The sequence below is a fragment of the Kytococcus schroeteri genome, from assembly GCF_042433515.1.
Lineage (GTDB): Bacteria > Actinomycetota > Actinomycetes > Actinomycetales > Dermatophilaceae > Kytococcus > Kytococcus schroeteri.
On sequence record NZ_JBHLVH010000027.1, the window covers coordinates 57,534 to 83,018 of the forward strand.

General features: G+C 74.3%; 20 protein-coding genes, 3 tRNA genes and 1 riboswitch. Of the genes, 9 read left to right on the forward strand and 14 right to left on the reverse strand.

The window, feature by feature from the left end:
* Nucleotides 1-36: 36 nt before the first annotated feature.
* The 9 genes from ACFFHC_RS10530 to ACFFHC_RS10570 all read right to left on the reverse strand — a co-directional run bounded on the left by ACFFHC_RS10530 (nucleotide 37) and on the right by ACFFHC_RS10570 (nucleotide 6,563).
* Nucleotides 37-1,149: a UDP-N-acetylmuramate dehydrogenase gene (locus ACFFHC_RS10530; protein WP_101849226.1), complete on the reverse strand. Its 1,113-nt coding sequence runs from the start codon at nucleotides 1,147-1,149 to the stop codon at nucleotides 37-39.
* Nucleotides 1,146-1,610, reverse strand: a complete 465-nt coding sequence (locus tag ACFFHC_RS10535; protein WP_070705318.1) for a MaoC/PaaZ C-terminal domain-containing protein — start codon at nucleotides 1,608-1,610, stop codon at nucleotides 1,146-1,148. Before ACFFHC_RS10535 ends, ACFFHC_RS10530 begins: the two co-directional genes overlap by 4 nt.
* Entirely contained in the window at nucleotides 1,610-2,098 is a 489-nt protein-coding gene (locus ACFFHC_RS10540) for an FAS1-like dehydratase domain-containing protein (RefSeq protein WP_083323585.1), read from the reverse strand. The genes ACFFHC_RS10535 and ACFFHC_RS10540 overlap by 1 nt, the downstream gene beginning before the upstream one ends.
* A gap of 85 nt (nucleotides 2,099-2,183) precedes the next feature.
* On the reverse strand, nucleotides 2,184-2,354 hold the full coding sequence (gene rpmG / locus ACFFHC_RS10545) for a 50S ribosomal protein L33 (RefSeq protein ID WP_015780047.1): 171 nt from the start codon (nucleotides 2,352-2,354) through the stop codon (nucleotides 2,184-2,186).
* Between the two features lie 84 nt (nucleotides 2,355-2,438).
* Nucleotides 2,439-2,512: transfer RNA gene (locus tag ACFFHC_RS10550), tRNA-Met, on the reverse strand.
* Nucleotides 2,513-2,550: 38 nt separating this feature from the next.
* Nucleotides 2,551-2,623 (reverse strand) — tRNA-Thr (locus ACFFHC_RS10555).
* Between the two features lie 106 nt (nucleotides 2,624-2,729).
* A complete protein-coding gene (locus ACFFHC_RS10560) occupies nucleotides 2,730-3,716 on the reverse strand; it encodes a MaoC family dehydratase (protein WP_083323606.1) in 987 nt (328 codons plus the stop codon).
* A gap of 13 nt (nucleotides 3,717-3,729) precedes the next feature.
* Nucleotides 3,730-5,256, reverse strand: a complete 1,527-nt coding sequence (locus ACFFHC_RS10565) for a 3-oxoacyl-ACP reductase (RefSeq protein ID WP_379805262.1) — start codon at nucleotides 5,254-5,256, stop codon at nucleotides 3,730-3,732.
* The gene (locus tag ACFFHC_RS10570) at nucleotides 5,256-6,563 is read right to left on the reverse strand and encodes an acetyl-CoA C-acetyltransferase (RefSeq protein ID WP_379805265.1); all 1,308 of its coding nucleotides are present in this window, start codon (nucleotides 6,561-6,563) and stop codon (nucleotides 5,256-5,258) included. Before ACFFHC_RS10570 ends, ACFFHC_RS10565 begins: the two co-directional genes overlap by 1 nt.
* 136 nt (nucleotides 6,564-6,699) lie before the next feature.
* Here ACFFHC_RS10570 and ACFFHC_RS10575 point away from each other — a divergent pair, with 136 nt between their 5' ends.
* Nucleotides 6,700-7,383, forward strand: a complete 684-nt coding sequence (locus ACFFHC_RS10575) for a TetR/AcrR family transcriptional regulator (RefSeq protein WP_070706032.1) — start codon at nucleotides 6,700-6,702, stop codon at nucleotides 7,381-7,383.
* Nucleotides 7,380-9,398 (forward strand): acyl-CoA dehydrogenase family protein, encoded by a 2,019-nt coding sequence (locus ACFFHC_RS10580; protein WP_379805268.1) that lies wholly within the window; start codon nucleotides 7,380-7,382, stop codon nucleotides 9,396-9,398. The genes ACFFHC_RS10575 and ACFFHC_RS10580 overlap by 4 nt, the downstream gene beginning before the upstream one ends.
* A gap of 4 nt (nucleotides 9,399-9,402) precedes the next feature.
* Here ACFFHC_RS10580 and ACFFHC_RS10585 read toward each other — a convergent pair whose 3' ends face one another.
* Nucleotides 9,403-10,218: a sulfite exporter TauE/SafE family protein gene (locus ACFFHC_RS10585; RefSeq protein WP_379805271.1), complete on the reverse strand. Its 816-nt coding sequence runs from the start codon at nucleotides 10,216-10,218 to the stop codon at nucleotides 9,403-9,405.
* A 95-nt stretch (nucleotides 10,219-10,313) separates the two neighbouring features.
* On the reverse strand, nucleotides 10,314-11,567 hold the full coding sequence (gene rocD / locus ACFFHC_RS10590; RefSeq protein ID WP_070706022.1) for an ornithine--oxo-acid transaminase: 1,254 nt from the start codon (nucleotides 11,565-11,567) through the stop codon (nucleotides 10,314-10,316).
* Between the two features lie 115 nt (nucleotides 11,568-11,682).
* Here rocD and ACFFHC_RS10595 point away from each other — a divergent pair, with 115 nt between their 5' ends.
* On the forward strand, nucleotides 11,683-12,444 hold the full coding sequence (locus tag ACFFHC_RS10595) for a YoaK family protein (protein WP_237769844.1): 762 nt from the start codon (nucleotides 11,683-11,685) through the stop codon (nucleotides 12,442-12,444).
* Between the two features lie 80 nt (nucleotides 12,445-12,524).
* Here ACFFHC_RS10595 and ACFFHC_RS10600 read toward each other — a convergent pair.
* Nucleotides 12,525-12,607, reverse strand: a tRNA-Tyr gene (locus ACFFHC_RS10600).
* 92 nt (nucleotides 12,608-12,699) lie between these two features.
* Between ACFFHC_RS10600 and ACFFHC_RS10605 the strand changes: the two genes are divergently transcribed.
* From ACFFHC_RS10605 to ACFFHC_RS10620, 4 genes are all read left to right on the forward strand, one after another.
* Nucleotides 12,700-13,203: a YajQ family cyclic di-GMP-binding protein gene (locus ACFFHC_RS10605; protein WP_070706020.1), complete on the forward strand. Its 504-nt coding sequence runs from the start codon at nucleotides 12,700-12,702 to the stop codon at nucleotides 13,201-13,203.
* Nucleotides 13,204-13,395: 192 nt separating this feature from the next.
* Nucleotides 13,396-13,514: riboswitch (SAM riboswitch) on the forward strand.
* A gap of 97 nt (nucleotides 13,515-13,611) precedes the next feature.
* The gene (gene metB, locus ACFFHC_RS10610) at nucleotides 13,612-14,796 is read left to right on the forward strand and encodes a cystathionine gamma-synthase (RefSeq protein ID WP_101849220.1); all 1,185 of its coding nucleotides are present in this window, start codon (nucleotides 13,612-13,614) and stop codon (nucleotides 14,794-14,796) included.
* Nucleotides 14,793-18,512, forward strand: coding sequence for a methionine synthase (gene metH / locus ACFFHC_RS10615; protein WP_101849219.1), 3,720 nt, complete (start codon nucleotides 14,793-14,795; stop codon nucleotides 18,510-18,512). Before metB ends, metH begins: the two co-directional genes overlap by 4 nt.
* 56 nt (nucleotides 18,513-18,568) lie before the next feature.
* Complete coding sequence (locus ACFFHC_RS10620; RefSeq protein WP_379805278.1) at nucleotides 18,569-19,348, forward strand: methylenetetrahydrofolate reductase; 780 nt, start codon at nucleotides 18,569-18,571, stop codon at nucleotides 19,346-19,348.
* A 53-nt stretch (nucleotides 19,349-19,401) separates the two neighbouring features.
* Here the strand turns inward: ACFFHC_RS10620 and pepN are convergent, their stop codons facing one another.
* Nucleotides 19,402-21,945 (reverse strand): aminopeptidase N, encoded by a 2,544-nt coding sequence (pepN, locus tag ACFFHC_RS10625; RefSeq protein ID WP_379805280.1) that lies wholly within the window; start codon nucleotides 21,943-21,945, stop codon nucleotides 19,402-19,404.
* A 57-nt stretch (nucleotides 21,946-22,002) separates the two neighbouring features.
* On the reverse strand, nucleotides 22,003-22,863 hold the full coding sequence (gene htpX, locus ACFFHC_RS10630) for a zinc metalloprotease HtpX (RefSeq protein WP_379805283.1): 861 nt from the start codon (nucleotides 22,861-22,863) through the stop codon (nucleotides 22,003-22,005).
* A gap of 54 nt (nucleotides 22,864-22,917) precedes the next feature.
* On the opposite strand from htpX, the gene ACFFHC_RS10635 reads away from it, so the two are divergent.
* Nucleotides 22,918-24,339, forward strand: a complete 1,422-nt coding sequence (locus ACFFHC_RS10635; protein ID WP_379805285.1) for an MFS transporter — start codon at nucleotides 22,918-22,920, stop codon at nucleotides 24,337-24,339.
* Nucleotides 24,336-25,364, forward strand: a complete 1,029-nt coding sequence (gene rarD / locus ACFFHC_RS10640; protein ID WP_379805287.1) for an EamA family transporter RarD — start codon at nucleotides 24,336-24,338, stop codon at nucleotides 25,362-25,364. The genes ACFFHC_RS10635 and rarD overlap by 4 nt, the downstream gene beginning before the upstream one ends.
* The last annotated feature ends 121 nt before the right edge of the window (nucleotides 25,365-25,485 follow it).

The window sequence follows — 25,485 nt, forward strand, 5'->3', positions numbered from 1 at the left end:
CTTCGGCGTCGGCGCGGCCGGGCCGCGGGCACGTCCTCAGAGCTGGTGGCCGACGAAGACGGGCTCGTTGACCAGGCGCACCCCGAAGGCCTCCTCGACCCCGAGGCGCACCTCGCGGGCCAGCGCGGCCACGTCGGCCGCCGTCGCCGAGCCCCGGTTGGTGATGGCCAGCGGGTGCTTGGTGGACAGCGCGGCCGGCCCCGGCATCGCGTAGCCCTTGCCGTACCCGGCCTTGTCGATGAGCCAGGCCGCACTCGTCTTGACCATCCCGTCGCCCGCCGGGAACTCCGGCGGCTCCGGGGCGGTGGGGCCGAAGCGCTCCACCACGTGGGCCCGCACCTCGTCCATCTGGGCGGCGGTGATGATCGGGTTGGTGAAGAAGGACCCGCACGACCAGGTGTCGTGGTCGTCGGCGTCCCAGACCATGCCGCGCTGCCGGCGCTGGGCCAGGACGGCCTCGCGGGCGTCGGCCAGGGCGACGCGCTCCCCCATCTCCACGCCGAGGCCCTGTGCGAGGGCGGCGTAGCCCACCGGCTGGGAGCGGTCGGTGGCCTCCAGCAGGAAGGTCACCGCGAGCACGACGTAGCGGCCCGTGGAGCCCTTCTGGGTGCGCTTGAACAGCGAGTCCCGGTAGGCGAAGGCGCACTCGGCGGCGGACATCTCCTGCACCTCGCCGGTCTCACGGTCGAGCACGCGCACGGACTCCACCGTCTGCGAGACGTCCTGCCCGTAGGCGCCCACGTTCTGGATGGGGGTGGAGCCCACGCACCCGGGGATGCCCGACAGGGCCTCGATGCCGCTCCAGCCGTTCTGCACGGCGTGGGCGACGAAGGCGTCCCAGGGCTCGCCGGCGGCGGCGCGCACGCGCACCCGCCCGTCCCCGGCGTCCTCGACCTCGATGCCGCGCGTGGCCACCTGCACGACGGTGCCGGGGAACCCCGCATCGCTGATGACGAGGTTGGAGCCGCCGGAGACCAGCAGGAGGTCCTCCCCCGCGGCGTCGGCGGCGCGCACGGCGGCCACGAGGTCGTCGGTGGTGGCGGCACGCACGAGGGTCCGGGCGGGGCCGCCGACGCGCAGCGTGGTGAGCGGGGCCAGCGGGGCGTCGTGCTCGGTGCGGGAGGCCTCGGAGAGCGGAGGGGTGCTCACGCGTCCTCCCCGGAGAGGTCGACCGTGGCGGTGGCCCGGCCGAGCACCGGCTTGGGGGCGCCCTCCTGGGTGACCGCCAGCGCCAGGGTGACGGTGTCGCCCTCGACCTGCTTGACGGTGCCGGTCACCGTGAGCACGGCCTCACCCGGGTCGGGCACCACGACCGGCGCGGAGAAGCGGGTGGAGAGGCCCAGGACGCGGGCGGGGTCGCCGGCCCAGTCCCCGACGCAGGTGGCCGCGCGCCCCATCGTGAGCATGCCGTGGGCCAGCACGCCGGGCAGGCCCACCTCAGCGGCGACGCGGTCGCTCCAGTGGATGGGGTTGTGGTCGCCGGAGGCGCCGGCGTAGGAGACGAGGTCGGCGCGGGTGAGGCGGACCTCGCGCTCGAAGGCGACGTCGCCGATGGTGAGCGACGCGACGTCGGGGGCGGCGGTGGGCTGCTGCGGGGTCTGGTCGGACATCAGGCCTCCTGCGCCGGGGCGGTCGAGATGACGAGGGTGGAGGTGCCGGTGGCCACGAGGTCCTCGGACTCGTCCAGCACCGTGGTGCGCAGCGCGAGCATGCACGTGGAGCCCATCATCTTGGCGCTGGTGACCTCGGTGGTGGCGGTGAGCTCGTCACCGGCCACCACGGGGCGCTCGTGGGTGAAGGACTGCTCGCCGTGCACGACGTTCTGCAGCGCGATGCCCAGGTCCGGGTCGGACAGCAGGAGGAAGTCGGCCGCCTGCGTGACCTTGACGACGAAGGTGGGGGGTGCCACGAGGTCGGCGTACCCGGCCTCGGCGGCAACCGCCACGTCGTGGTGCACGGGGTGCTCCGCGCCGACCGCGCGGGCGAACTCGCGCACGGCGGGGCGGGCCACCTGGTAGGGCTCCTGCAGGGTCCAGTTGCGGCCGGTGACCCGCTCGGCGAGCGTGCCGGCGGCGGCCTGGGTGTCGGCGGACGTCATGCCGCGAGCCTATGCGACACCCCGCACGCACGGAGGAGGGCCGCCCCGTGCGGGGCGGCCCTCCTCGTGGTCTGGTGTGCGGACCTCAGCGGGTCTCGCGGTGCGCGGTGTGGGACTGGCAGCGCGCGCAGAACTTCTTCAGCTCAAGACGGTCGGGGTTGTTCCGACGGTTCTTCTTGGTGATGTAGTTGCGCTCCTTGCAGTCCGTGCACGCCAGAGTGATCTTCGGGCGGACGTCAGCGCTCTTGCTGGCCATGGGGCAACCTGCTCTCGGACGGATTGTTCGTGGTGCGCCCCGATGGGGCACGGCGGCGGGTCCACTGGGTGGACCGTCTGCCAGTAGCGGGGAGGGGGCTCGATCCCCTGACCTCACGATTATGAGTCGTGCGCTCTAACCAGCTGAGCTACCCCGCCTCGGCGGGTGGGCCGACCCGAAGGCCGGCCACCACCAGAGCCCCCAAGCGGAATCGAACCGCTGACCTTCTCCTTACCATGGAGACGCTCTACCGACTGAGCTATAGGGGCGTCGCGGCCGTGACCGCTCGGAGAACAATACACACAGCTTCTGGAATGTGCAAAAACGGCGCGGTGGCGCGGATTCCCGGCCTCGGTGGAACCCGCGCCACCTGCCTCAGAGGGCCCTCAGCGTCCCCGTCATGTGCACGACCGAGGGGTCCGTGGCCCGGACGGCGACCTGCTGCACACCCCGGCGGCCCGACGGGTCGGCGCCGCCACCCGCCCGGCCCGTGGCCAGGACCACGGTGGACGGCAGGTGGAGCGGCTTGGCGAAGGCCACGTCGTAGGCGTACGCGTCCGGGACGTGCGGCTCCAGGGCGGCCAACGACCGCGCGGCGGTGTACATGCCGTGGGCGATGGCGCGCTTGAACCCGAAGGCCCGGGCCGTCAGGGCCGAGAGGTGGATGGGGTTGGCGTCGCCCGCCACCGCGGCGTAGCGCCGGCCGGTGTCGGCCGCCAGACGCCACCGGGCACGCTCCGGCAGGGCCGCGGCGTCCACGGCGGACGCGGGACCGGCAGCCTCAGCGGGGTCGCGGGAACCACCGGAGGGCGCGCCCTCCGTGGCACCGGTGACCTCCACGCCACGGGCCAGGTACTCGCTCCAGCCCTCCCAGACCCGTTGACCGTCCACCTCGGCCGTGGCCGCCAGCGTCACCAGGGCGCCCTTGGGGTGGGGCACGAGGCGGTCTGCCCAGAGCGTCACGGCCGGCACCGCATCGGGCGCCACCGGGGCGTGGACACGCCACCGGTTGGCCAGGTGCACCAGGCCGAGCACCTTCAGCGGGAAGTCCGGGGCGGTCATGAGCTGCATCTGCAGGCCGAAGGTGCGCACGTGGAGCCAGGTGGCCGACACCGGCGCGCCGTAGCGGAAGCCACAGAGGCGGGAGTAGGCGGCGAGCTCCCCGGGGGTCCACCCGGCCTCGGCCACCACGAGGCGGCGGGAGGGCAGGTCGTCCGCGCAGACGGTGGAGCGTCCGCGGGCCCGCACGGCGCGCCCGAAGAGCGACACGGGGCTGGGCACCGCGTCGAGGAGCTCGACGTCGACGTCCGGGACCGCCTGCTCGCCGACGGCCGGGGGCGACGAGGGGGTCGGCAGGTTCATGCGCGTGGCCACCTCATGCCCCCAGCTGGCTCTGGCCGCAGACGCGCAGCACCTGGCCGGTGACGCCGCCGATGGCGGGACGGGCGAGGAAGGCGATGGCCTCGGCGACGTCCACCGGCAGCCCGCCCTGCGCCATCGCGTTGATGCGGCGCCCCACCTCGCGGGTGAGGGCCGGCATGCGGCCGGTCATCTCGGTCTCGATGAAGCCCGGTGCCACGGCGTTGACCGTGATGCCGCGCCCGGCCAGCTGCGGGGCGAGCGAACGCACCGCGCCGATGACGCCGGCCTTGGAGGCCGCGTAGTTGGACTGGCCGCGGTTGCCGCCGATGCCGGAGGTGGAGGCCACCCCCACGACGGAACTGCCCTCGCCGAGGCCGCCCGGGACGCCGGAGAGCAGCACCTCGTTGATGCGCAGCTGGGCCACGAGGTTCACCTCGAGCACCGAGCGCCACCGGTCGGCATCGGTGTTGACGAGCAGCTTGTCGCGGGTGATGCCGGCGTTGTGGACCACCGCGTGCAGCTGCTCGGCGCCCGTGGCGGCCACGGCGGCGGCGATGCGCTGCCCGGCGTCCGGCGTGGTGATGTCGAGCTGCAGGGCCACGCCCCCGACCTCGTTGGCCACGGCGGCCAGGGACTCGCCCGCCTGCGGCACGTCCACGGCGACGACCCGTGCGCCGTCGCGGGCGAAGGTGCGGGCGATGTCGGCCCCGATGCCGCGGGCTGCCCCGGTGACCACCACGGTGGTGCCGGCGAACGCGCACTCCTGGGCCTCGACGGGGTGGAGCCAGCCGAGGGACTCCTCGGCCCGGCTGCGGTCGGCCTCGCGGACGCGCAGCGGCTGGCCGGACACGTAGGCGGAGCGGGCCGAGAGCAGGAAGGTGAGCGGCTCCACGAGCTCGGGCGCGACGGCGGCCCCGGTGGCGGCGACCTCGCGGTCCCGGCCCACGGCGGGGTCGAGCCAGAGCAGGTTGGCCGTGGCCCCGCGGCGCAGCTCCTTGCCGATGGAGCGCACCACGCCCTCGAGCGCCTGCGCGGCGGCCACCTGCTCGGTGGGGGCGCCAGCGGCCACGAGGACCTCCGGGGTGGTGCCGAGCACGACCACCCGGCCGCTGGGGGCCAGCCGCCTGAGCGTGGCCCGGGCGGCCCGGCGCAGCAGGTCGAGATCCGCCAGCGTGGTGGCGGCGGTCATGTCCACCACGAGGGCGGAGGCGGCGAGGTCACCGGCCTCGTCCGGGGTCAGCGGCAGCTCCGGGCGCTCCGACGCGATGCCGTGGCCCACGAGGAGCGCCTCGACCTGGCCGAGGACCGGGGCGGCCCCGGCACCGGCGAGCGCGACGGGGCCCTCCAGCATCGGCTGACCGGGGGTGTAGCGGCGCAGCGGGACCGGCCGGGGCAGGCCGAGCGAGCCGGCCAGGCGGGCGCCCAGCGGGGTGTTCACGAAGCCGAGCCAGCCGTCCTGCGACCGCGTGCTCGCCGCGGGGCGCTTCTCGCCAGTGGTCGGGGCGGCCTGGTCAGTGGGGTTCGGGGTGGGGTGGTTCATCACACGGCCTCCAGGATCGCGACGACGCCCTGCCCGCCGGCAGCGCAGATGGAGATGAGGCCCCGGCCGCTGCCCTTCCGGTGCAGCAGCGAGGCGAGGGTTCCGACGATGCGCCCACCGGTGGCGGCGAACGGGTGACCGGCGGCCAGCGAGGAACCCTTGACGTTGAGGCGCTCGCGGTCGACGGGGCCGAGCGCACCCCGCAGCCCCAGACGGGTGCGGCAGAACTCCTCGTCCTCCCAGGCCTTCAGCGTGACCTCCACGGTGGAGGCGAATGCCTCGTGGATCTCGTAGAAGTCGAAGTCCTGCAGCGAGAGGCCGTGGCGCTCCAGCAGGCGGGGCACGGCGAAGACCGGTGCGGTGAGCAGGCCCTCCCCGGCGTGGACGTGGTCCACCGCGGCCACCTCGGCGTCGACGAAACGCGCCAGCGGGGTGAGGTGGTGCGCGGCCGCCCACTCCGGCGAGGAGAGCAGCACCGCCGACGCGCCGTCGGTGAGCGGGGTGGAGTTGCCGGCGGTGAGGGTGCCCGGCTGGCCGGCCCAGCCGTCCTTGCCGAAGACGACCTTGAGGCCGGCGAGCTTCTCCTCGGAGGTGTCGGGACGGAGGAACTCGTCCCGGGTCAGGCCGAGGAAGGGGGTGACGAGGTCGTCGAAGAAGCCCTCGTCCCAGGCGGCCGCCAGGCGGTGGTGGCTGCGGGCGGCCAGCGCGTCCTGGGCCTCGCGGGAGATCCTCCACTCGGCAGCCGTGCGGGCCATGTGCTCCCCCATCGACAGACCGGTGCGGGGCTCGGCGTTCTGCGGGGCCTCGGGCGCGAGGTCACCGGGGCGGATGCGGGCGAGGGCCCGGAGGCGGGCCGGGGCGGACCTGGCGCGCGAGGCCTCCAGCAGCGCGCGGCGCAGCCCGTCACCGAGGGCCAGCGGCGCGTCCGAGGCCGTGTCGACCCCGGCCCCGATGCCGGCCTCGACCTGCCCGAGGGCGATCTTGTTGGCCACCTGGACGACGGTCTCCAGCCCCGTCCCACAGGCCTGCTGCAGGTCGTAGGCAGGGGTGCGAGCGTCCAGCGCGGAGCCGAGGACGGCCTCACGCGTGAGGTTGAAGTCGCGGGCGTGCTTGAGCACGGCACCGGCCGCCACCTCGCCCAGGCGCTCGCCCTGCAGCCCGTGGCGGGCGACGAGGCCGTCCAGGGTGGCGGTGAGCATGTCCTGGTTGGAGGCCTGCGCGTAGCGGCCGCCGGCCCTGGCGAAGGGGATGCGGTTGGCGCCCACCACCAGGGCGCTGCGGGGGCGGGGGGAACGCGGGTCGGCCATGGAGCCCTCCTGGGTGCGGACCGCGGGGTCCGTCTCGGTCTGGCGGGGTCCGGGGCCGTGGCACCGGGTGGAGCCGGCCCCGAAGTTACAGGTACGCAGTGTTCCACATACTGTCGATCCGGTCTACAGTGTGGCCATGGATCCCGTGCAGCAGATCGCAGGCCGCCGCGTGGACGGGCGCACGACCCGCTGGGAGGCGCACCGGGCCCGCCGCCGCGCCGAGCTCACGCAAGCAGCCCTGCGCGCCCTGCGCAAGCACGGCCCCGGCATCGGCATGGAGGAGATCGCCGCCGAGGCCGGCACCTCCCGCACGGTGCTCTACCGCCACCTGGGCGACCGCGCCGGCGCCTGGCGCGCCGTCATCGAGTCCGTGGACGCCAACATCTGGGGCGACCTGGCCCGCGCCAGCGAGAAGACCGCGCAGACCACGCCCCGCACCGTCATCGCCGCCGTCACCGACTCCTACCTGGCCCTCGTGGAGCGCGACCCGGAGATCTACCGCTTCGTGGTGACCCGCCCGCTCAACGACACCGACGGGGAGGACCCCGTGGCCGGCATGACCAACCGGATGGGCGAGCGCCTCACCCCCGTGCTGGAGCACCTGTTGCGCACCGCCGCCCGCACCGGCAGCGAGCCCGCCGCCGGCACCGCCGAGGCCGCCCGCACCCTGGCCCACGGGCTCGTGGGGTGCGTCCGCTTCATCGCCGAGGACTGGGTGGCCCGGGGCGACGACCGCCCGCCGCGCTCCCAGCTGGTGCAGGAGGTGGCCGAGCTCTACGGCGCCCGGTTCGACGCCCTCGCCGCGGAGACCACCCGATGACCCGCCCGGCACCCGACCCCGTGCACGACGGCCCCGCGACGACGGCGGACGAGCTCCGCACGGCGCTGGGCGCCCTGCTCGACGGCCCGTGGGCCGACGTGCGCCGGCGCCTGCGCGAGGGGGTGGACGCCGCCGACGTCCTGCTGGACCCGCAGGCCACCCTCGAGGAGCAGCGCGCCACCACCACCGCCGCCCTGCTGCAGCTCACGCGGCAGGGCCTGGTGGGGCTGCGTGCCCCCGGGCCCGACGCCGGACCGGCGGACGTCGGCGGCACCGTTGCCGCCTTCGAGACCGTGGCCGCCCTGGACCTCTCGCTCGCGGTGAAGATGGGCGTGCAGTTCGGGCTGTTCGGCGGGGCCATCGCCAACCTCGGGTCCGACGCCCAGCACGCCACGTGGCTGCCCGCCGCCTCCGCCGGGGAGCTGCTCGGCTGCTTCGCGATGACGGAGGTGGGCCACGGCTCGGACGTGCAGTCGCTGGAGACCACGGCCACCTACGACGCGGCGGCCGGCGAGTTCGTGGTGCACTCACCCACCCGCTCGGCCACCAAGACCTACATCGGCAACGCCGCCCGCGACGGGCGCATGGCCGTGGTCTTCGCCCAGCTGGTGACGCCGGACGACTCCTCCCTGCCCGAGGGGGTGGACGCCGAGGAGCCGACGCACCGGGGCATCCACGCCCTCGTGGTGCCGATCCGCGACGCGGCCGGTGCGCCCCTGCCGGGCGTGACCATCGGCGACAACGGGGCCAAGGGCGGGCTGCCGGGCGTGGACAACGGCACCCTGCGCTTCGACTCCGTGCGCGTGCCCCGGGAGAACCTGCTGGACCGGTTCGGCGCCGTGGACGCCGCGGGACGCTACTCCTCCCCCATCGACTCCCCCGGGCGCCGTTTCTTCACGATGCTGGGCACCCTGGTCCGGGGCCGGGTCTCGGTGGGCGGGGGCGCCAGCGCCGCGGCCCGCTCCGCGCTGACCATCGCCACCCGCTACGCCGACCGGCGCACGCAGTTCGCCGGCCCCGACGGGGAGGTGACCCTGCTGGACTACCGCGCCCACCAGCGGCGGCTGCTTCCCGCCATCGCCCGCAGCTACGCGCTGCAGTTCGCGCAGAACGAGCTGGTGGACACCCTCCACGCGGTGCAGCGGACCAGCCCGCTGGAGCGCGACGAGCGGGCCCAGCGCGCCCTGGAGTCCCACGCCGCAGGGCTCAAGGCCCTGCAGACCGAGGAGGCCAACCGGGTGCTGCAGACCTGCCGCGAGGCGTGCGGCGGGGCGGGCTACATGGCGACCTCCGGCATCACGCAGCGTCGCCACGACGCCGACGTGTTCGCCACCTTCGAGGGCGACAACACGGTGCTGCTGCAGCTGGTGGCCAAGGGCCTGCTCACCAACTACGGCAAGGCGCTCGGCTCGCTCAACATGACCGGGATGCTGCGCTACGGGGCCACGCAGTTCTCCGGCGTGGTGGTGGAGCGCACCGCGGCCAAGGGCTTCGTGAACCGGATGGTGGAGCTGGCTCGGCGGCGAGACATCGAGGACGTGGTGATGGACCGCGCCTGGCAGGTGGAGTGCTTCCAGTACCGCGAGCAGCACACCCTGGAGACGGCGGCGGCCCGGATGCGCCGGTCGCGCAGGGGCAGCGAGGCCGAGCAGTTCGCCGCGTTCAACGACGTGCAGGACCACCTGCTGCTGGCCGCCCGCGCGCACATCGACCGGGTGGTGCTGGACGCCTTCGCCGAGGTGGTGCAGGGCGTCCGGGATCCCGACCTGGCCACGTTGCTGGACCAGGTGTGCGACCTCTACGCGCTGAGCGTCATCGAGGAGAACGCGGCCTGGTTCCTGGAGCACGAGCACCTGCGCGGGGCCAAGTCCAAGGCGGTGACGGCCACGGTCAACGCCCTGTGCGCGCAGCTGCGGCCGGTGGCGGGCGTGCTGGTGGACGCCTTCGGCATCCCGGACGCCTGGCTGGCCAGCAGCCTGCTCGACGGGCAGGACGACGCCGGCCTCACCGCCTGAGGGGTCAGCCCAGCGCGGTCTGCACCAGGGTCAGCACGGCCACGGCCACGAGGAGCAGGGCGAACGCGCTCTGCAGCCGGTGGGCGGGCACGGCCTGGCCGATGCGGCCGCCGACGAGGCTCGCCGCCATCGCGACGCCGGCGAAGGTGAGGGTCAGCGGCCAGTCGAGCTGCAACCCGCTGCCGGCCCGCACCCCCAGGGCCACGGTGGCGCTGAGGATCATCACGAGCAGCGAGGTGCCCACCGCGCGCCGCATCGGCAGGCCGAGCACGAGCGTGAGGGCAGGGACCACGGCGAACCCGCCGCCCACCCCGAAGAAGCCGGTGAGGAACCCGACCGCACTGGCCGCCAGCAGCACCGGCAGCACCCGCGAGGGGTCCACGCGGAACGGTCGCAGCGTGAGCAGGGGCGGCACGGCCTCGAGGTCATCGGCGTCCGCGCGGCGGGCCCCGGAGCGGGCCCTGCGCCACATGGTGCGGGCCACGAACAGCAGGAGCAGCCCGAACGCGGTCATGAGCACCGCCTCAGGCACCCGTTGGGAGGCCACGGAGCCGCCGGCCGCGCCTGCGGCTCCCAGGAGCCCGAAGACCATTCCCTCACCCCAGGCGACGCGCCCGGCGCGCCCGTGCTGGAGCACGCCCACCACGCTCGTGAGGCCGACGACCACGAGCGACGTGGTGGACGCCTCGAGCGGGGACTGGCCCACCAGGTAGATGAGCGCCGGGACGGCGATGATGGCCCCGCCACCACCGAGGGAGCCCATGAGCAGCCCCACGAGGACGCCGACGAGGACGGGGACCAGCAGGCTCGCGGACAGCACGTCCCGATGGTAGGGCTCCCTCCCGACCCCCGGACACGCCGATGGGGCCGCTCCGCTGCTGCGGAACGGCCCCCATCGTCACGGGGTGCGCCGGATCAGGCGTCGGCGCCCAGGGCCTTGCGCACGGCCTCGACGATGGCGTCGATGTCCTCGGCCGTCGCGGTCAGCGGCGGGGCCAGGCGGATGGTGGAGCCGTGGGTGTCCTTGGCCAGCACGCCGTTCTCCATGAGCTTCTCGCAGGCCTCGCGACCGGTCATCAGCTCGGGGTCGATGTCCAGACCGGCCCACAGGCCGCGGGTCCGCACGGCCACCAGGCCCTTGCCCACCAGGGCCTCCAGACCCTCGGCCAGCTGCTTGCCGCGCTCGGCGGCGGCCTTCTGGTGCTCGCCGGTGGCCAGCATCTTGACCACCTGGTGGCCGACGGCGCAGGCCAGCGGGTTGCCACCGAAGGTGGAGCCGTGGGTGCCCTTGGTGATGACGCCCATGACGTCCTCATTGGCCACGACCGCGGACACCGGCACGATGCCGCCGCCCAGGGCCTTGCCCAGGGTGTACATGTCGGCCTCGACGCCCTCGTACTGGGAGGCCAGCGTGGTGCCGGTGCGGCCCAGGCCGGACTGGATCTCGTCGCAGATCATGAGCACGTTGTTCTCGCGGGTGATCTCGCGGACCTCGGCCAGGTAGCCCTCCGGCGGGATCACGACGCCGCCCTCGCCCTGGATGGGCTCGAGCAGCACGGCGACGGTGTCCGGGGTGATGGCCTCGCGCACGGCCTGCGCGTTGCCGTACTCCACGACGGAGAAGCCGGGCGCGTACGGGCCGAAGCCGGCGCGGGCCTCCTCGTCGGTGGAGAAGCTGATGATGGTGGTGGTGCGGCCGTGGAAGTTGCCGTCCATCACGATGATGTGCTGCTTGCCGTTCTCGACGCCCTTGACGTCGGCGCCCCACTTGCGGGCGATCTTCAGGGCGGTCTCCACGGCCTCGGCGCCGGTGTTCATCGGCAGGACCATGTCCTTGCCGGTGAGGGCGGCCAGGTCGCGGGTGAACGGCCCCAGGCGGTCGGAGTGGAAGGCGCGGGAGGTGAGCGTCATCTTGTCCAGCTGCTCCTTGGCAGCGGCGATGAGCTCCTCGTTGCCGTGGCCGAAGTTCAGCGCGGAGTAGCCAGCCAGGGCGTCGATGTAGGTCTTGCCGGCGACGTCGGTGACCCGGGCGTTCTTGCCCTCGGCGAGGACGACGGGCAGCGGGCCGTAGTTGTGGGCCGCGTGCTCGTCCTCCATCTGGATGTACCAGCTGGGGTCGGTGGAGCTGTTCTCGGAGGGAAGGTCAACGGTCTTCACGGTCTCGGTCATGCCACCACGGTACGACCGGCGAGGTTCGCGCGGCCAATCCACCCGGGTCGTCGGGCCGCGACGTGACACGGGCCACAAGGGCGAGGGATCGGGACGGCGTTGCTACGGTCGCGCCGTGCACCCAGCCCTCGTCCGCGCCGTGACCCACCTGCGCCGGGTGGCCGGTCCGGACCGCACCGCGGCCGACAACCGCCACCTCGCCGCCGGTCTGGCGTTCACCGCGGGCATGCTCAACTCGGTGGGCTTCCTGGCGGTGGCGGTCTACACCTCGCACATGACCGGGCTCACCGCCACCCTGGCCGACCAGTTGGTGCTCGGCGACCACCGCCTGGCCCTGCTCGCGGCCCTGGGCATCGCGTCCTTCGTGGTGGGTGCGGCCAGCTGCGCCCTGCTGTTCAATGCGTTGCGCCGCCGGCAGGTGGCCAGCCGGTTCGCGGTGGTGCTCGTGGTGGAGGCCCTGGCGATGCTGTTCGTGGGGCTGCTCGCCGACAGCGTCACCGCGTGGGGCCACGGCTGGGCGGCGGTGGCGGTGCTCTGCTGGACGATGGGCCTGCAGAACGCGCTGGTCACCAAGGTCACCGGGGCCACCATCCGCACCACGCACGTCACCGGGATGGTCACCGACCTCGGCATCGAGCTGGGCAAGTGGCTCTACCGCAACCCGCCCGGCGACCCCGACCCGGTGCGGGCCGACCGGCAGCGGATGGCGCTGCACGCCACCCTGGTCGGCGCCTTCGTGCTCGGGGGCGTGGCCGGGGCGCTGGCCGGGGTGGCCGTGGGCTACCGGGCGGTGGTGGTCCCCGCCGCACTGCTGCTGGTGCTGGCCCTGTTCCCCATCGTGGACGACCTGCGCGGCACCCGGCCCGGCCGCGTCTGAGCCGGCGGCCCACCCCTCGATCCGCGGGGGCCCGGGTACGGGACGACCCCCGAGGAACGGTTCCTCGGGGGTCGTGTGCGTGGCAGGTGCAGGATTCGAACCTGCGTAGGCTTTCGCCGACGGATTTACAGTCCGCTTCCATTGGCCGCTCGGACAACCTGCCAAACTGCGGGCTGGATACTAGCCGCCCTACCCTTGATCGGACAAACCGAGCCGCCCCGGGGCGGCTCCACCCCCTCGATGACAGGAGCACCCATGGCCAGTGAGTCCTCGTTCGACGTCGTGAGCAAGGTCGACCGCCAGGAGGTGGACAACGCCGTCAACCAGGCCGCCAAGGAGATCGGCACCCGCTACGACTTCCGCAACGTGGGCGCCGAGGTGGTGCTCAAGGGCGACGCCCTGACCCTGCGCGCCAACACCGCCGAGCGCTGCCTGGCCGTGCTCGACGTGCTGCAGACCAAGCTGGTCAAGCGCGGGGTGAGCCTGAAGTCCGTGGACTTCGGCGACGACGCCGAGCCCAAGCCGTCCGGCAAGGAGTACCGCCTGGAGGGGGTGCTCAAGGAGGGCCTGAGCCAGGAGGTCGCCAAGAAGATCTCCAAGCAGATCCGCGACGAGTTCGGCAAGAGCGTCAAGGCCGTCATCCAGGGCGACGAGGTGCGCGTGAGCTCCAAGAGCCGCGACGACCTTCAGGCCGTGCAGCGCGCGCTCAAGGCCAACGACGACATCGACGCCGCGCTGACCTTCACCAACTACCGCTGACGCGGCACGACGCGGGCCTCGCGGGCCCGGCGTCCCCCGCGCGAGGGCGGGTCCACCACGGTGGGCCCGCCCTCGCGCGTACCCGGACCCGGTACCCGGACCCGGTGCCCTGACCCCGGCCGGACGTGACACCCGCCACCCTGCACCCCGAGCGCGTGGGCGGGCGCCGGACGTGTTGTACCGTGCTGCGCACATCCATCACGACCGGCTGAGGGATCAGGACCGATGACGCCGGGGCAACCGCCTCGTGGGCGACCACGAGGAACGGTGCCACCTCCTGCGGGGAGCCTCGGCTCGCCGGAAGATGGGACCGACGGGCGAGCTCCTCCCCGCGGGTCTTCCTCCGGCACACCGTCGCACCCCGAGAGATGGTCACCGCGGTGCCGGACCCCTGAGGAAGGCCCCAGCATGAGCACGCTCACCCGCACCTCCCTCTCCCGCACCACCCGCGCGCTGCGCACCGGCATCGACACCGACCCGGCGCACGGCGCGGTGATCCCCCCGCTGCACCTCTCGAGCAACTTCGCCTTCGAGGGCCTCGGCCGGCCGCGCCGGTACGACTACACCCGCTCGGGCAATCCCACCCGCGACCTGCTCGCCGAGGCGCTCACCACCCTCGAGGGGGGCGCCGGCGCCGCGGTGACCTGCACCGGCATGGCTGCCGTCACCCTGGTGGCCACCGGCTTCGCCCGGCCCGGCCAGCGCGTGGTGATCCCGCACGACGCCTACGGCGGCACCTGGCGGCTGTTCGACGAGCTGCACCGCCGGGGCGTGCTCGAGGTGGTGGCCGTGGACCAGTCCGATGCCGCCGCCCTGGCCGAGGCCCTCGCCCCCGGCGCCGCCCTGGTGTGGGTGGAGACGCCCTCGAACCCGCTGCTGCGCGTCACCGACGTGCGCGCCGTGGCCGACGCCGCACACCGCGCCGGGGCCCTGGTGGCCGCGGACAACACCTTCTGCACCCCGCTGTGGCAGCAGCCGCTGGAGCTCGGCGCCGACCTGGTGGTGCACTCCACCACCAAGTACCTCAACGGCCACTCCGACGTGGTGGGCGGCGCGGTGGTGGCCGGCACCGACGAGCTGGCCGAGCAGCTGGCGTACTGGTCCAACGTGCTGGGCATCACCGGCGCGCCCTTCGACAGCTACCTGACCCTCCGCGGCCTGCGCACGCTGCCCACCCGCCTGCGCGCCCACGCCGAGGGGACCGCCGCCGTGCTGGACGCCCTGGTGGGCCACCCGGCCGTGGCCGCGGTGCACCACCCGGGCCTGCCCGACCACCCCGGTCACGCGGTGGCCGCTCGCCAGCAGCAGGGCTTCGGGGCGATGGTGAGCCTGGAGCTGGCCGGCGGGCGCGAGGCGGTGGCGCGCTTCCTCGACGGGCTGCAGTGCTTCACCCTCGCGGAGTCCCTCGGCGGCACCGAGTCGCTCGTGGCGCACCCGCCCACCATGACCCACGCCTCGATGACGCCCGAGGCGCGCGAGGTGGCCGGGATCGGCGAGGGGCTGCTGCGCCTCTCGGTGGGTCTGGAGGACCCGGCCGACCTAGCCGCCGACGTCGCCGCAGGGCTCGAGCGGGCCGGGGGTGGGTGTCGATGAGCGCCGCGCCCCTCGTCACCGCACCCACCGCCGGCACCGCCGCCGCCGAGCCCCTCGCCCCCTCCCCCGCGGCCGCGGCGCTGCACGCCGCCGCCCGCGAGCGCATCCTCGTGCTCGACGGCGCGTGGGGCTCGATGTTCCAGCGGATGGAGCTCACCGAGGCCGACTTCCACGCCGACGACACGCCCGACGACCGTGCGCTGGCCGGCAACTTCGACCTGCTCAACCTGGGCCGCCCCGACCTGGTGGCCGGCGTGCACCGCGCCTACCTGGAGGCCGGCGCGGACATCACCACCACCAACACCTTCAGCTCCACCGCCATCGGGCAGGCCGAGTACGGCTGCGAGCACCTGGTGGCCGCCCTCAACGAGGCCGCCGCCCGCACCGCCCGGCAGGTGGCCGACGCGGTGCAGGCCGCCGACGGACGTCCCCGCTGGGTGGCCGGTGCGGTGGGGCCCACCAACCGCACCGCCTCGCTCTCCCCGGACGTCGAACGCCCCGAGCTGCGCACCGTCACGCACGCCACCCTGCGCGCCGCCTACCGCGAGCAGGTGGCCGCCCTGGTGCGCGGCGGCGCCGACCTGGTGCTGGTGGAGACCGTCTTCGACACGCTCAACGCCAAGGCCGCCCTGCACGCCGTGGGCGACGTGGAGCGCGAGACCGGCCGCCGCATCCCGGTGATGCTCTCGGGCACCGTCACCGACGCCTCGGGCCGCACGCTCTCGGGCCAGACGCCCACCGCCTTCGCCATCAGCACCGAGCACGCCGACCTGCTCAGCCTGGGCCTCAACTGCGCCCTGGGCGCCGAGGCGCTGCGCCCCCACCTGCGCGAGCTCTCCGCCGCCACCCCGGCGCTTCTCTCGACGCACCCGAACGCCGGCCTGCCCAACGCCTTCGGGGAGTACGAGGAGACGCCCGAGCACATGGCCGCCGTGCTCGGCGACCTGGCTGCCGAGGGGGTGCTCAACATCGTGGGCGGGTGCTGCGGAACCACCCCGGAGCACGTGCGCGCCATCGCCGAGGCGGTGGCCGGCCACGCCCCGCGCGTGCCCGCCGAGCCCGAGCCCCGGCTGCGCGCCAGCGGGCTGGAGCCGTTCGTGCTCACCGACGAGACGAACTTCGTGAACATCGGCGAGCGCACCAACATCACCGGCTCGCCGAGGTTCGCCCGCGCGGTGGCCGAGGGCGACTGGGACGCCGCAGTCTCCATCGCCCGGCAGCAGGTGGAGAACGGCGCCCAGCTGGTGGACGTCAACGTGGACGAGGGCATGACCGACGGCCCCGCCACGATGGTGCACTTCCTCAACCTGCTGGCCGCCGAGCCCGACGTGGCCCGCGTGCCGGTCATGCTGGACTCCAGCCGGTGGGAGGTGCTCGAGGCGGGCCTGGAGTGCCTGCAGGGCCGCGGGATCGTGAACTCGCTCTCGCTCAAGGACGGCGAGGAGGCCTTCCTGGAGCGGGCCGAGGTGGTGCGCCGCCACGGCGCGGCCGCCGTGGTGATGGCCTTCGACGAGCAGGGCCAGGCCGATACCTTCGAGCGCCGCATCGAGGTCTGCCAGCGCGCCCACGACCTGCTGGTGGGCGCCGGGTGGCGGCCGCAGGACATCGTGTTCGACCCCAACGTGCTCACCGTGGCCACCGGCATGCCCGAGCACGACCGGTACGCGCTGGACTTCATCGAGGCCACCCGGTGGATCAAGCAGAACCTGCCCGGCACCCTGGTGAGCGGCGGCATCTCCAACGTGTCCTTCTCGTTCCGCGGCAACAACGTGGTCCGCGAGGCGATGCACTCTGTCTTCCTCTTCCACGCCGTGGCCGCCGGGCTGGACATGGGCATCGTCAACGCCGGGATGCTGGGGGTCTACGAGGAGATCGACCCGCCCCTGCGCGAGGCCGTGGAGGACGTGGTGCTGGCCCGCCGCGATGACGCCACCGAGCGGCTGCTGGAGCTGGCCGGGTCGTACCGCCACGAGTCCGGCGAGAAGGCCCCCGCGCAGGAAGCCGCGTGGCGCGCCGAGCCGGTGGCCGAGCGGCTGCGGCACTCACTGGTGCACGGCATCGCGGAGTTCGCCGAGGAAGACGCCGAGGAGGCGCGCCTCGAGCTGGGCTCGCCGCTGGCCGTCATCGAGGGGCCGCTCATGGCCGGCATGGACGTGGTGGGCGACCTGTTCGGCAGCGGGCGCATGTTCCTGCCGCAGGTGGTGAAGTCCGCGCGCGTCATGAAGCGCGCCGTGGCCCACCTGACCCCCTACCTGGAGGCCGCCGCGCAGGACACCGGCGGGCACGCCAAGGGACGGGTGCTCATGGCCACCGTCAAGGGCGACGTGCACGACATCGGCAAGAACATCGTGGGCGTGGTGCTCTCGTGCAACGGCTACGAGGTGGAGGACCTGGGCGTCATGGTGCCGGCCGAGCAGCTGCTGGACCGGGCCGCCGAGACCGGGGCGGACGTCATCGGCGTCTCCGGGCTCATCACCCCCAGCCTCGACGAGATGGTGTCCCTGGCCGCCGAGATGGAGCGACGCGGGCTGGCCACGCCGCTGCTCGTGGGCGGGGCCACCACCTCCGCGGCGCACACCGCGGTGAAGATCGACCCGGCGTACTCCGGCACCGTCGTGCACGTCACCGACGCCTCGCGCGCCGTGCCGGTGGTCAACGAGGCGCTGCACCGCCCGGCGGACCTGGCCGAGCGCACCGCCGCCACCCACGCCGGGCTGCGGGAGCGCTACGGGCGCAAGGAGGTGCGGCTGGTGCCGTGGGGCGAGGCCTGCGCCGACACCCGGGCGGTCACCGAGCCCTCGCCCGCCCCCGCGCACCTGGGCGTGCACCGCCTCGAGCCGACCGTCGCCGAGCTGGCCGAGGTGGTGGACTGGACGCCCTTCTTCAGCGCCTGGGAGCTGCGCGGCAGCTACCCGCGCATCCTGCAGGACCCGCGAGTGGGCGAGCAGGCCCGCACCACCTTCGCCGACGGGCAGGCGTGGCTGCGGCGCATCGTGGACGAGGGGCTGCTCACCGCCCGCGGCGTGGTGGGCCTGTGGCCCGCGCACCGCGGCGCCGACGGGCAGGACGTGGTGGTGGACCCCCGCGTGCCCGGGGCCCCGGACGGGGTCGGCGGGACGGACGGAGCGCCGGCCACCTTCCACGGGCTGCGCCAGCAGAAGCACCGCGGCTCCGGCGGGTACGCCTCGCTGGCGGACTTCGTGGCCCCCGCCGACGACCACCTGGGCGGCTTCGCCGTGGGCGTGCACGGGGCCGAGGAGCTGGCCGCCGCGCTGCGCGCCGAGCAGGACGACTACGGCGCGATCATGGTGCAGGTGCTGGCCGACCGGCTGGCCGAGGCCTTCGCCGAGTGGGCCCACCGCGAGGTGCGCACCCGGCTGTGGGGGTACGCCCCCGACGAGGACCTGCCCGTGCCGGACCTCATCCGCGAGCGCTACACCGGCATCCGCCCCGCGCCCGGCTACCCGGCCCAGCCGGACCACACCGAGAAGCGCACCCTGTGGCGCCTCCTCGGGGCCGAGGGGGTGGGGCTGCGGCTCACCGAGCACTGCGCCGTGACACCCGTGAGTGCCGTGAGCGGCCTCTACCTGGCGCACCCGGACGCGCAGTACTTCTCCATCGGCCGCATCGACGACGAGCAGCTGGCGGACTACGCGCGCCGCAAGGGGTGGGGCACCGAGGAGGCCCGCACCCACCTGGCGCCGCTGCTGCGCTGACGCACCCCCGCGACCACCCACCCCACCGACCACCCGCACATCCCCGGGAGGACCCCATGACCCGCATCTCCGTCGAGCTCGTCCCCCGCAGCGAGGAGTCGCTGCTCACCGAGGCCGCCAGCCTGTCCGAGGTGGCGCCCTGGGCCGACACCATCAACGTCCCCGACCTCGTGAAGTTCGGCCTGCGCCCGTGGGTGGGCTGCCGCAAGGTGCGGGAGGCCACGCGCCGCCCCGACGGCAGCCCCTACGGCGTGATCCCCCACGTGCGCGCCTGCGACGTGGACCCCGACGCCCCGCTGCCGATGGCGGCCGAGTTCCGCGCCGCCGGCATCACCGAGGTGCTGGTGGTCAGCGGCGACGACGCCGACTACTTCAGCCAGCACACCTACCCGGTGGACGCCGTGGACGTGATCCGCCGCTTCCGTCAGGAGCTGCCCGGGGTGCGGGTCTACGCCGCCCTCGACCCCTACCGCACCGGCATGAGCGCCGAGCTGCGGCAGGTGGAGCGCAAGCTGGTGGCCGGCGCCTCGGGCGTGTTCACCCAGCCCTTCTTCGACGTCGACCACCTGCGCTCCTGGCGGCGGGTGCTGCCGGACGAGGTGGAGGTGTGGTGGGGTGCCACGACGGTGACCACGCTGGCCGCGCTGGGCTACTGGCGGCGCCGCAACCTCGTGGCCTTCCCCCGCGACTTCCGGATGGAGCTCCAGGCCCAGCGGGAGTTCGCCCAGCGGACCATCGACCTGGCCACCGAGTGGGGCGACAACGCCTACCTGATGCCGGTGCGCACCGCCCCGGCGGAGTACCTCGCCGGGCTGCGGGTGCCCGCCGCCGCCTGACCACGGGCACCCGGGGCCGGGGGGATCGGTCCCCGGCCCCGGCGGCCCCTGCCTCAGCCGCCGAAGCGCTCCCGGCTGGCCAGCACCTCGCCGAGCACGGAGCGCTGGTCGACCATGCTGCGACGCACCGCGGCCGAGAGCAGCCCGCTGGCCACCGCGCGGTCCACCGCGTCGGCGGTGCGCTGCGTGGCCACCGGCAGCGGGAAGGCCAGCTGCGCCACCCGGGCCAGCGCGTCCTCGCCGAGGACGCCGGACAGCGCCGGCACGTCCGTGAGGTAGCGCTCCACGTAGGGCTCGAGCAGGGCGTCGTCGCCGGAGGACCAGAAGCCCTGCGCCAGGTGGTTGCGCTCGTAGTTGCTGCGGCCGGAGTCCCGACCGGCCAGCTGCTCCCAGGCCCACTGCTTGGCCTCGGGCGTCGGCTCGGCGGCGCGGGCGGTGAGCGCCGAGAGACGCCCCGTCAGCGAACCGTCGTGGCCCTCCATGAGCTCCACCTCACCGTCCAGCGCCCCCAGCTGGGCCAGGCGCTTGACGGCGAACCAGCGGAACTCGTGGTCGGCCTCCAGGCCCTCGGGCAGGGCCTGGCCCCGGGCCCAGCGGCGCACCTCCTCGGCGTCGGTGGAGCAGACCGCCACCACGCGCGCGCCGAGCCAGGCGGCGGAGGTGGCCGGCTCGGCGGTGCGCAGGCGCTCGCGGCCGGCGGCGGCCATGCGCTCCAGCAGCCCCTCGCGTTCCGCTGCCGGCACCATGGTGCGCACGGCCCGCTGGGTGTACCCGCCGGAGATGGCCAGCACCGACGCGTCGGTCTCGGCCGGGAAGGCGTGGACGAAGACCTCCACCAGGTGGAGCGGGTCCACGGTGGCCTCGGCGACGCCGTCGAACAGGGCCGCCCACAGCATCGCGCGGGTGACGGGCTCGGTGACCTGCGGCAGCTGGGTGGGCAGCGCCGCCCACGAGTCCTCGTCGAGCACCGCGGTGGCCCAGGTGGTGTCCGCGGCGTTGGGCACCACCAGGCGCGGCACGGGGCGGCCGGACAGCTCGGGCACCTCCACCCGGTCGCCGTCGAGCTCCACGTCCACCTGCCAGGCGCGGTCGCCGTCGGTCCACCCGGCCACCGTCAGGGCGTGCGGGCGCCCGGCCGGCTCCCCCGAGGAACGGGTGAACGCCTCACCGGTGGGCTGCTGGCGCACCACCGTGGCGGTGTCGATGACGGGCAGCCCGTCGGCGTCCTGCCGCGTGGTGAGCTCCACCGCGATGCGGTCGAGGCCGGCGGTCTCCAGCCAGGCCGCCGCCCAGGCCTGCACGTCGCGGCCGGACGCGCGCCCCATCGAGCCGAGGAAGTCCGCCAGCGTGGCGTTGCCGTAGGCGTGGCCCTCCAGGTGGTCGCGGACGCCCGCCACGAAGGCCTCGTCCCCCATCCACGCGATGAGCTGGCGCAGCGCCGAGGCGCCCTTGGCGTAGCTGATGCCGTCGAAGTTCTGCAGCGCGGTGTCGCCGTCCGGCGCCGGCGCCCCGGCCACCGGGTGGGTGGAGGGCGAGCGCTCGGCGGCGTAGCCCCACGGCTTGCGGCCGATGCCGAAGTCCACCCACGCCTCGGTGAACTCCGTCGCCCCCACCAGCGCACGGTGGGCCATGTACTCGGCGAAGGACTCGTTGAGCCACAGGTCGTCCCACCACCCCGGGGTCACGAGGTCGCCGAACCACATGTGCGCCATCTCGTGGGCGATGGTGTTGGAGCGCAGCAGCAGGTCCTGCCGGGTGATGGCGCCGGTGAACACGTACTGGTCGCGGAAGGTCACGCAGCCGGGGTTCTCCATGGCACCGGCGTTGAACTCCGGCACGAACACCTGGTGGTACTCCCCGAACGGGTAGTCGATGCCGAAGAGCTCGTGGAAAAAGCTCATGCACTGGCGGGTGACCTCGAACACCTGCGGGGCCTGGGCCTCGAGCTGCTCGGCCAGGGAGGCGCGGGTGTGCACCACCAGCGGCACCTCCTGGCCGTCCGGTCCGCGCCAGGTGTCGCGCTGCTGCACGTAGGGGCCGGCGCAGACGGTGACGAAGTAGGTGGACAGCGGCTTGGTGGTGGCCAGGCGCCACACACCCCCGCCCTCGTGGGTGGGGTCGCCGTTGCCGGTGACGACCCACTCGTCCGGCGCCTTGACCACCACGGCGTAGGGGGCCTTGAGGTCGGGCTGGTCGAAGCAGGCGAACACCTTGGGCGCGGCGTCCAGGAACAGGTGGCCGTAGACGTACTCGCGCTGGTCGGCCGGGTCCACCGAGCGGTGCAGGCCCTGCCCGTCGTTGGAGAAGGGCATGGTGGCGCGCACCACGAGCGTGTTCTCGCCCTGCGCCGGGGTGAGGGGCAGGCGCCCGTCGACCACCGTGGCCGGCTCCACCGCGACGCCGTTGAGCTCCACCTCGTGCACGTCCACGGCCTTGAGGTCCACGAAGGTGGGCTCGGCCGCGGCGGCGGTGAAGACGATGGTGGTCTCGGACTCGAAGGTGCGCGAGCTGGTGGTCAGGTCCAGCTCCACGTCCATCGAGACCACCTCGATGAGCGCGGCACGGGTCTGGGCTTCGTCACGGGTCAGCGAGGGCATGGGGGCCATCCTGCCCCGAGACCCGGCCGCAGGTCACGGGGATGTGGACGGGGGTCCTCAGTCCAGGCGCTGCCCCGCCATCGCCTCCAGCCGCGCGATGCGCTGGTCCATGGGCGGGTGGGTGGAGAACAGTCGCGCCACCCCCGCCCCGCGGAAGGGGTTGGCGATCATCATGTGGCTGACGGTCTCCACCCGCGGCTCGGGGCGCAGCGGGCGGGCCGACGCCCCGGACTCGATGCGGCGCAGCGCACTGGCCAGGGCCAGCGGGTCACCGGTGAGCCGCGCGCCGTCCTCGTCGGCGTCGAACTCGCGGGTGCGGCTGATGGCCAGCTGGATGACGGTGGCCCCCAGCGGGGCGAGCAGCGCCATCGCGATCATCACCAGCGGGTTGGGCCGGTTCTCCCCCTGCCCGCCGCCGAACCACATCATCATCTGCGCCACCGAGGTGATGGTGCCGGCGATGGCCGAGGCCACCGCGGAGGTGAGGATGTCGCGGTTGTACACGTGCATGAGCTCGTGGCCCAGCACCCCGCGGAGCTCACGCTCGTCGAGCAGCTCGAGGATGCCGGCGGTGCAGCACACCGCCGCGTGCGAGGGGCTGCGGCCGGTGGCGAACGCGTTGGGCGCCATGGTGGGCGAGACGTACAGGCGCGGCATCGGCTGGCCGGCGGCCGTGGACAGCTCGGTGACGATGCGGTGCATCGCCGGCGCCTCGTGCGGCCCCACCTCCCGGGCCCGCATGGCACGGATGGCCAGCGTGTCGGAGTTCCAGTAGGTGTACGCCGTGGAGAGCAGGCCGAACACGGCGAACAGCCAGATGAACCGGCCCCCGCCCACGACGGCCCCCAGGCCCAGGAAGAGGGCCCAGATGAGGCCGAACAGCATCACGGTCTTGAGCCCGTTGTGGTGTCGGTGCATGGGGCGATCCTCCCACCCCGGGGCACCGCGCGGCCCCGCTCCTACACTGCCCGGGTGACGACCTCCCCCTCCGCCCCGACCGAGCGCGCGGAGGGGTGGTGCCTCCTGGTGGTGCTGCTCGTGCCCACCTTCATGGCCCTGGTGGCCGTCTCGGTGGTGAACGTGGCCCTGGCCCCCATCGGGGACTCGCTCGGGGCCAGCAGCTCCCAGCTGCAGTGGGTGGTCTCCGGCTACGCCCTGGCCTTCGGGCTGCTGCTGGTGCCCGCCGGGCGGCTGGGCGACCAGATCGGGCGACGACGGCTGCTGGGCTGGGGCGTGGCGCTGTTCACCGCCGGGTCGCTGGTGGCCGCGCTGGCCCCCTCGCCCGGGGTGCTCAACGCCGCGCGGGTGGTGCAGGGGCTCGGCTCGGGCCTGGTGAACCCGCAGACCATCGGCCTGATCCAGCAGCACTTCCGCGGCGAGCAGCGCGCCCGCGCGTTCGCGGCCATGGCCACCACCGTGGCGCTGGCCACCGCCGTCGGTCCCGTGCTCGGCGGGTTCCTCATCCAGGCCCTCGGCCCCGAGGCGGGGTGGCGGTGGATGTTCGCCCTCAACCTGCCGCTGGGGCTGGCCGTGCTCGTCCTCGCCCCGCGGTGGGCCCCGGACGACCGCGCCTCGGTGGGGACGCGCCCGGACCTGGACCCCGTGGGCACCCTGCTGCTGGGAGCCACGGTGCTGTGCCTGATGGTGCCCTTCGTGGAGCGGGGCGGCCCCGCGGCCTGGGCGCCCCTGCCGGTCGGGATGCTGCTGGCCGCGCTCTTCGTGGTCTGGGAGCGCCGCTACCGGGACCGCGGCGGCTCCCCGGTGGTGGACCCACGCATGTTCTCCGTGGAGCCCTTCCGCAACGGCATCGCCGTGGTGTCGGTGCACTTCGTGGGGGCCACGAGCATCTTCCTGGTCATCCCGCTGTGGATGCAGATGCACCTGGGCCACAGTGCGTTCGCCGCGGCGCTGGTGCTGCTGCCCTCGTCGGTGGGCGCCGGCCTCTCCGCCCAGTTCGCAGGGCGCCACGTGCTGCGCTGGGGGCGGCGGCTCGTCATCGGCGGCTTCCTCGTGGTGATCTGCGCCCTGCTGCTGCTCGTGGCGCTCACCCCGCTGGTGGAGTCCGGGCGGGTGCCGTGGTGGGCCTGCGCCGCGGCCGCCGCGCTGGTGGGCGCGGGCCAGGGGTGCGTGGTGAGCCCCAACACCACGCTGACCCTGCAGGCGGTGGATCCCCGGCAGGGCGGGGTGGCCGGTGGGCTCATGTCCCTGGGGCAGCGCATCGGCACCGCTGTGGGCACCGCCCTGGTGCCGGGCGTACTGTTCGCCGTCCTGGATGCGGGGCAGTCGTGGTCGGTGGCGTTCCGCACCGCGCTGCTCACCATCGTCGCCCTGGCCACCGTGGCCCTGGCCGTCAGTGTGGTCGACCTGCGCCGTGAGAGGAGGACCCCCCGATGAGCACCCACCCCACCCCCGCCCCGGCGGCGCCGACGGGAGGTGACCCCGCAGCGGCCACCCCCGCCGGCACGCCCTCGCCGGCTGCCGGCCGCGGCGTGCTGTACGGCTTCGGCGCCTACCTGCTCTGGGGCGCCTTCCCGCTGTACTTCGCCGCCCTCGCCCCGGCCGGGCCGTGGGAGATCCTCGCCCACCGCGTGGTCTGGTCGCTGCTCTTCTGCCTGGTGCTGCTGGCCGCCACCCGCCAGCTCGGCGCGCTGCGCGGCGTCCTGGGCACCCGCCGTCGGGCCCTGGCCATGACCGCCGCCGGCCTCACCATCGGCGTCAACTGGACCATCTACGTGACCGCGGTGACCACCGGCCACGTCACCGAGGCCGCCCTGGGCTACTTCCTCAACCCGCTGGCCACGGTCGTCATCGGCGTGGTGGTGCTCCGCGAGAGCCTGCGCCGCTGGCAGTGGGTGGCGGTCGGCATCGCCGCAGCGGCCGCGGTGTACCTCACCGTCGACTACGGCCAACCGCCGTGGATCTCGCTGGCCCTGGCGCTGAGCTTCGCCACCTACGGGCTGCTCAAGAAGCAGGTGGGGGCCTCGGTGCCGGCGCTGCACTCGCTCACCGCCGAGACCGTCGCGCTGCTGCCGGTGGCCACCGGCATCCTCGTGTGGCTCGGCACCTCCCCGACGGGGTCCACCACCACGCACCAGACCTTCACCGGCCACGGGGTGGGCCACATGCTGTGGCTGGCCTCGGCCGGTGTGGCCACGGCCATCCCACTGCTGCTCTTCGCGGCCGCCGCCTCCCGGGTGACCCTGGTGACCATCGGCCTGCTGCAGTTCCTCACCCCGGTGCTGCAGCTGCTGGTGGGCGTGCTGGTGATGGGCGAGCACCTCTCGGTGAGCCGCTGGATCGGGTTCGCGATGGTGTGGTGCGCCCTGGTGGTGCTCATGACCGACACCGTGGTGGCCGCCGGGCGCCGGCGCCGCCACGACCGGCTGGCGCGGGCCGCCGGGGGCCTGAGCGGCAGCTGAGGCGCGGCGCGGGGACCGGCTGCGGGCGACCACGGCGACGTTCCCCCATCGGCCACGCAGCCGTCACCGGGAGTTCACCGGGCGAACACCGCTCCTCCATGCGCGCTTCCTAGGGTCGCGC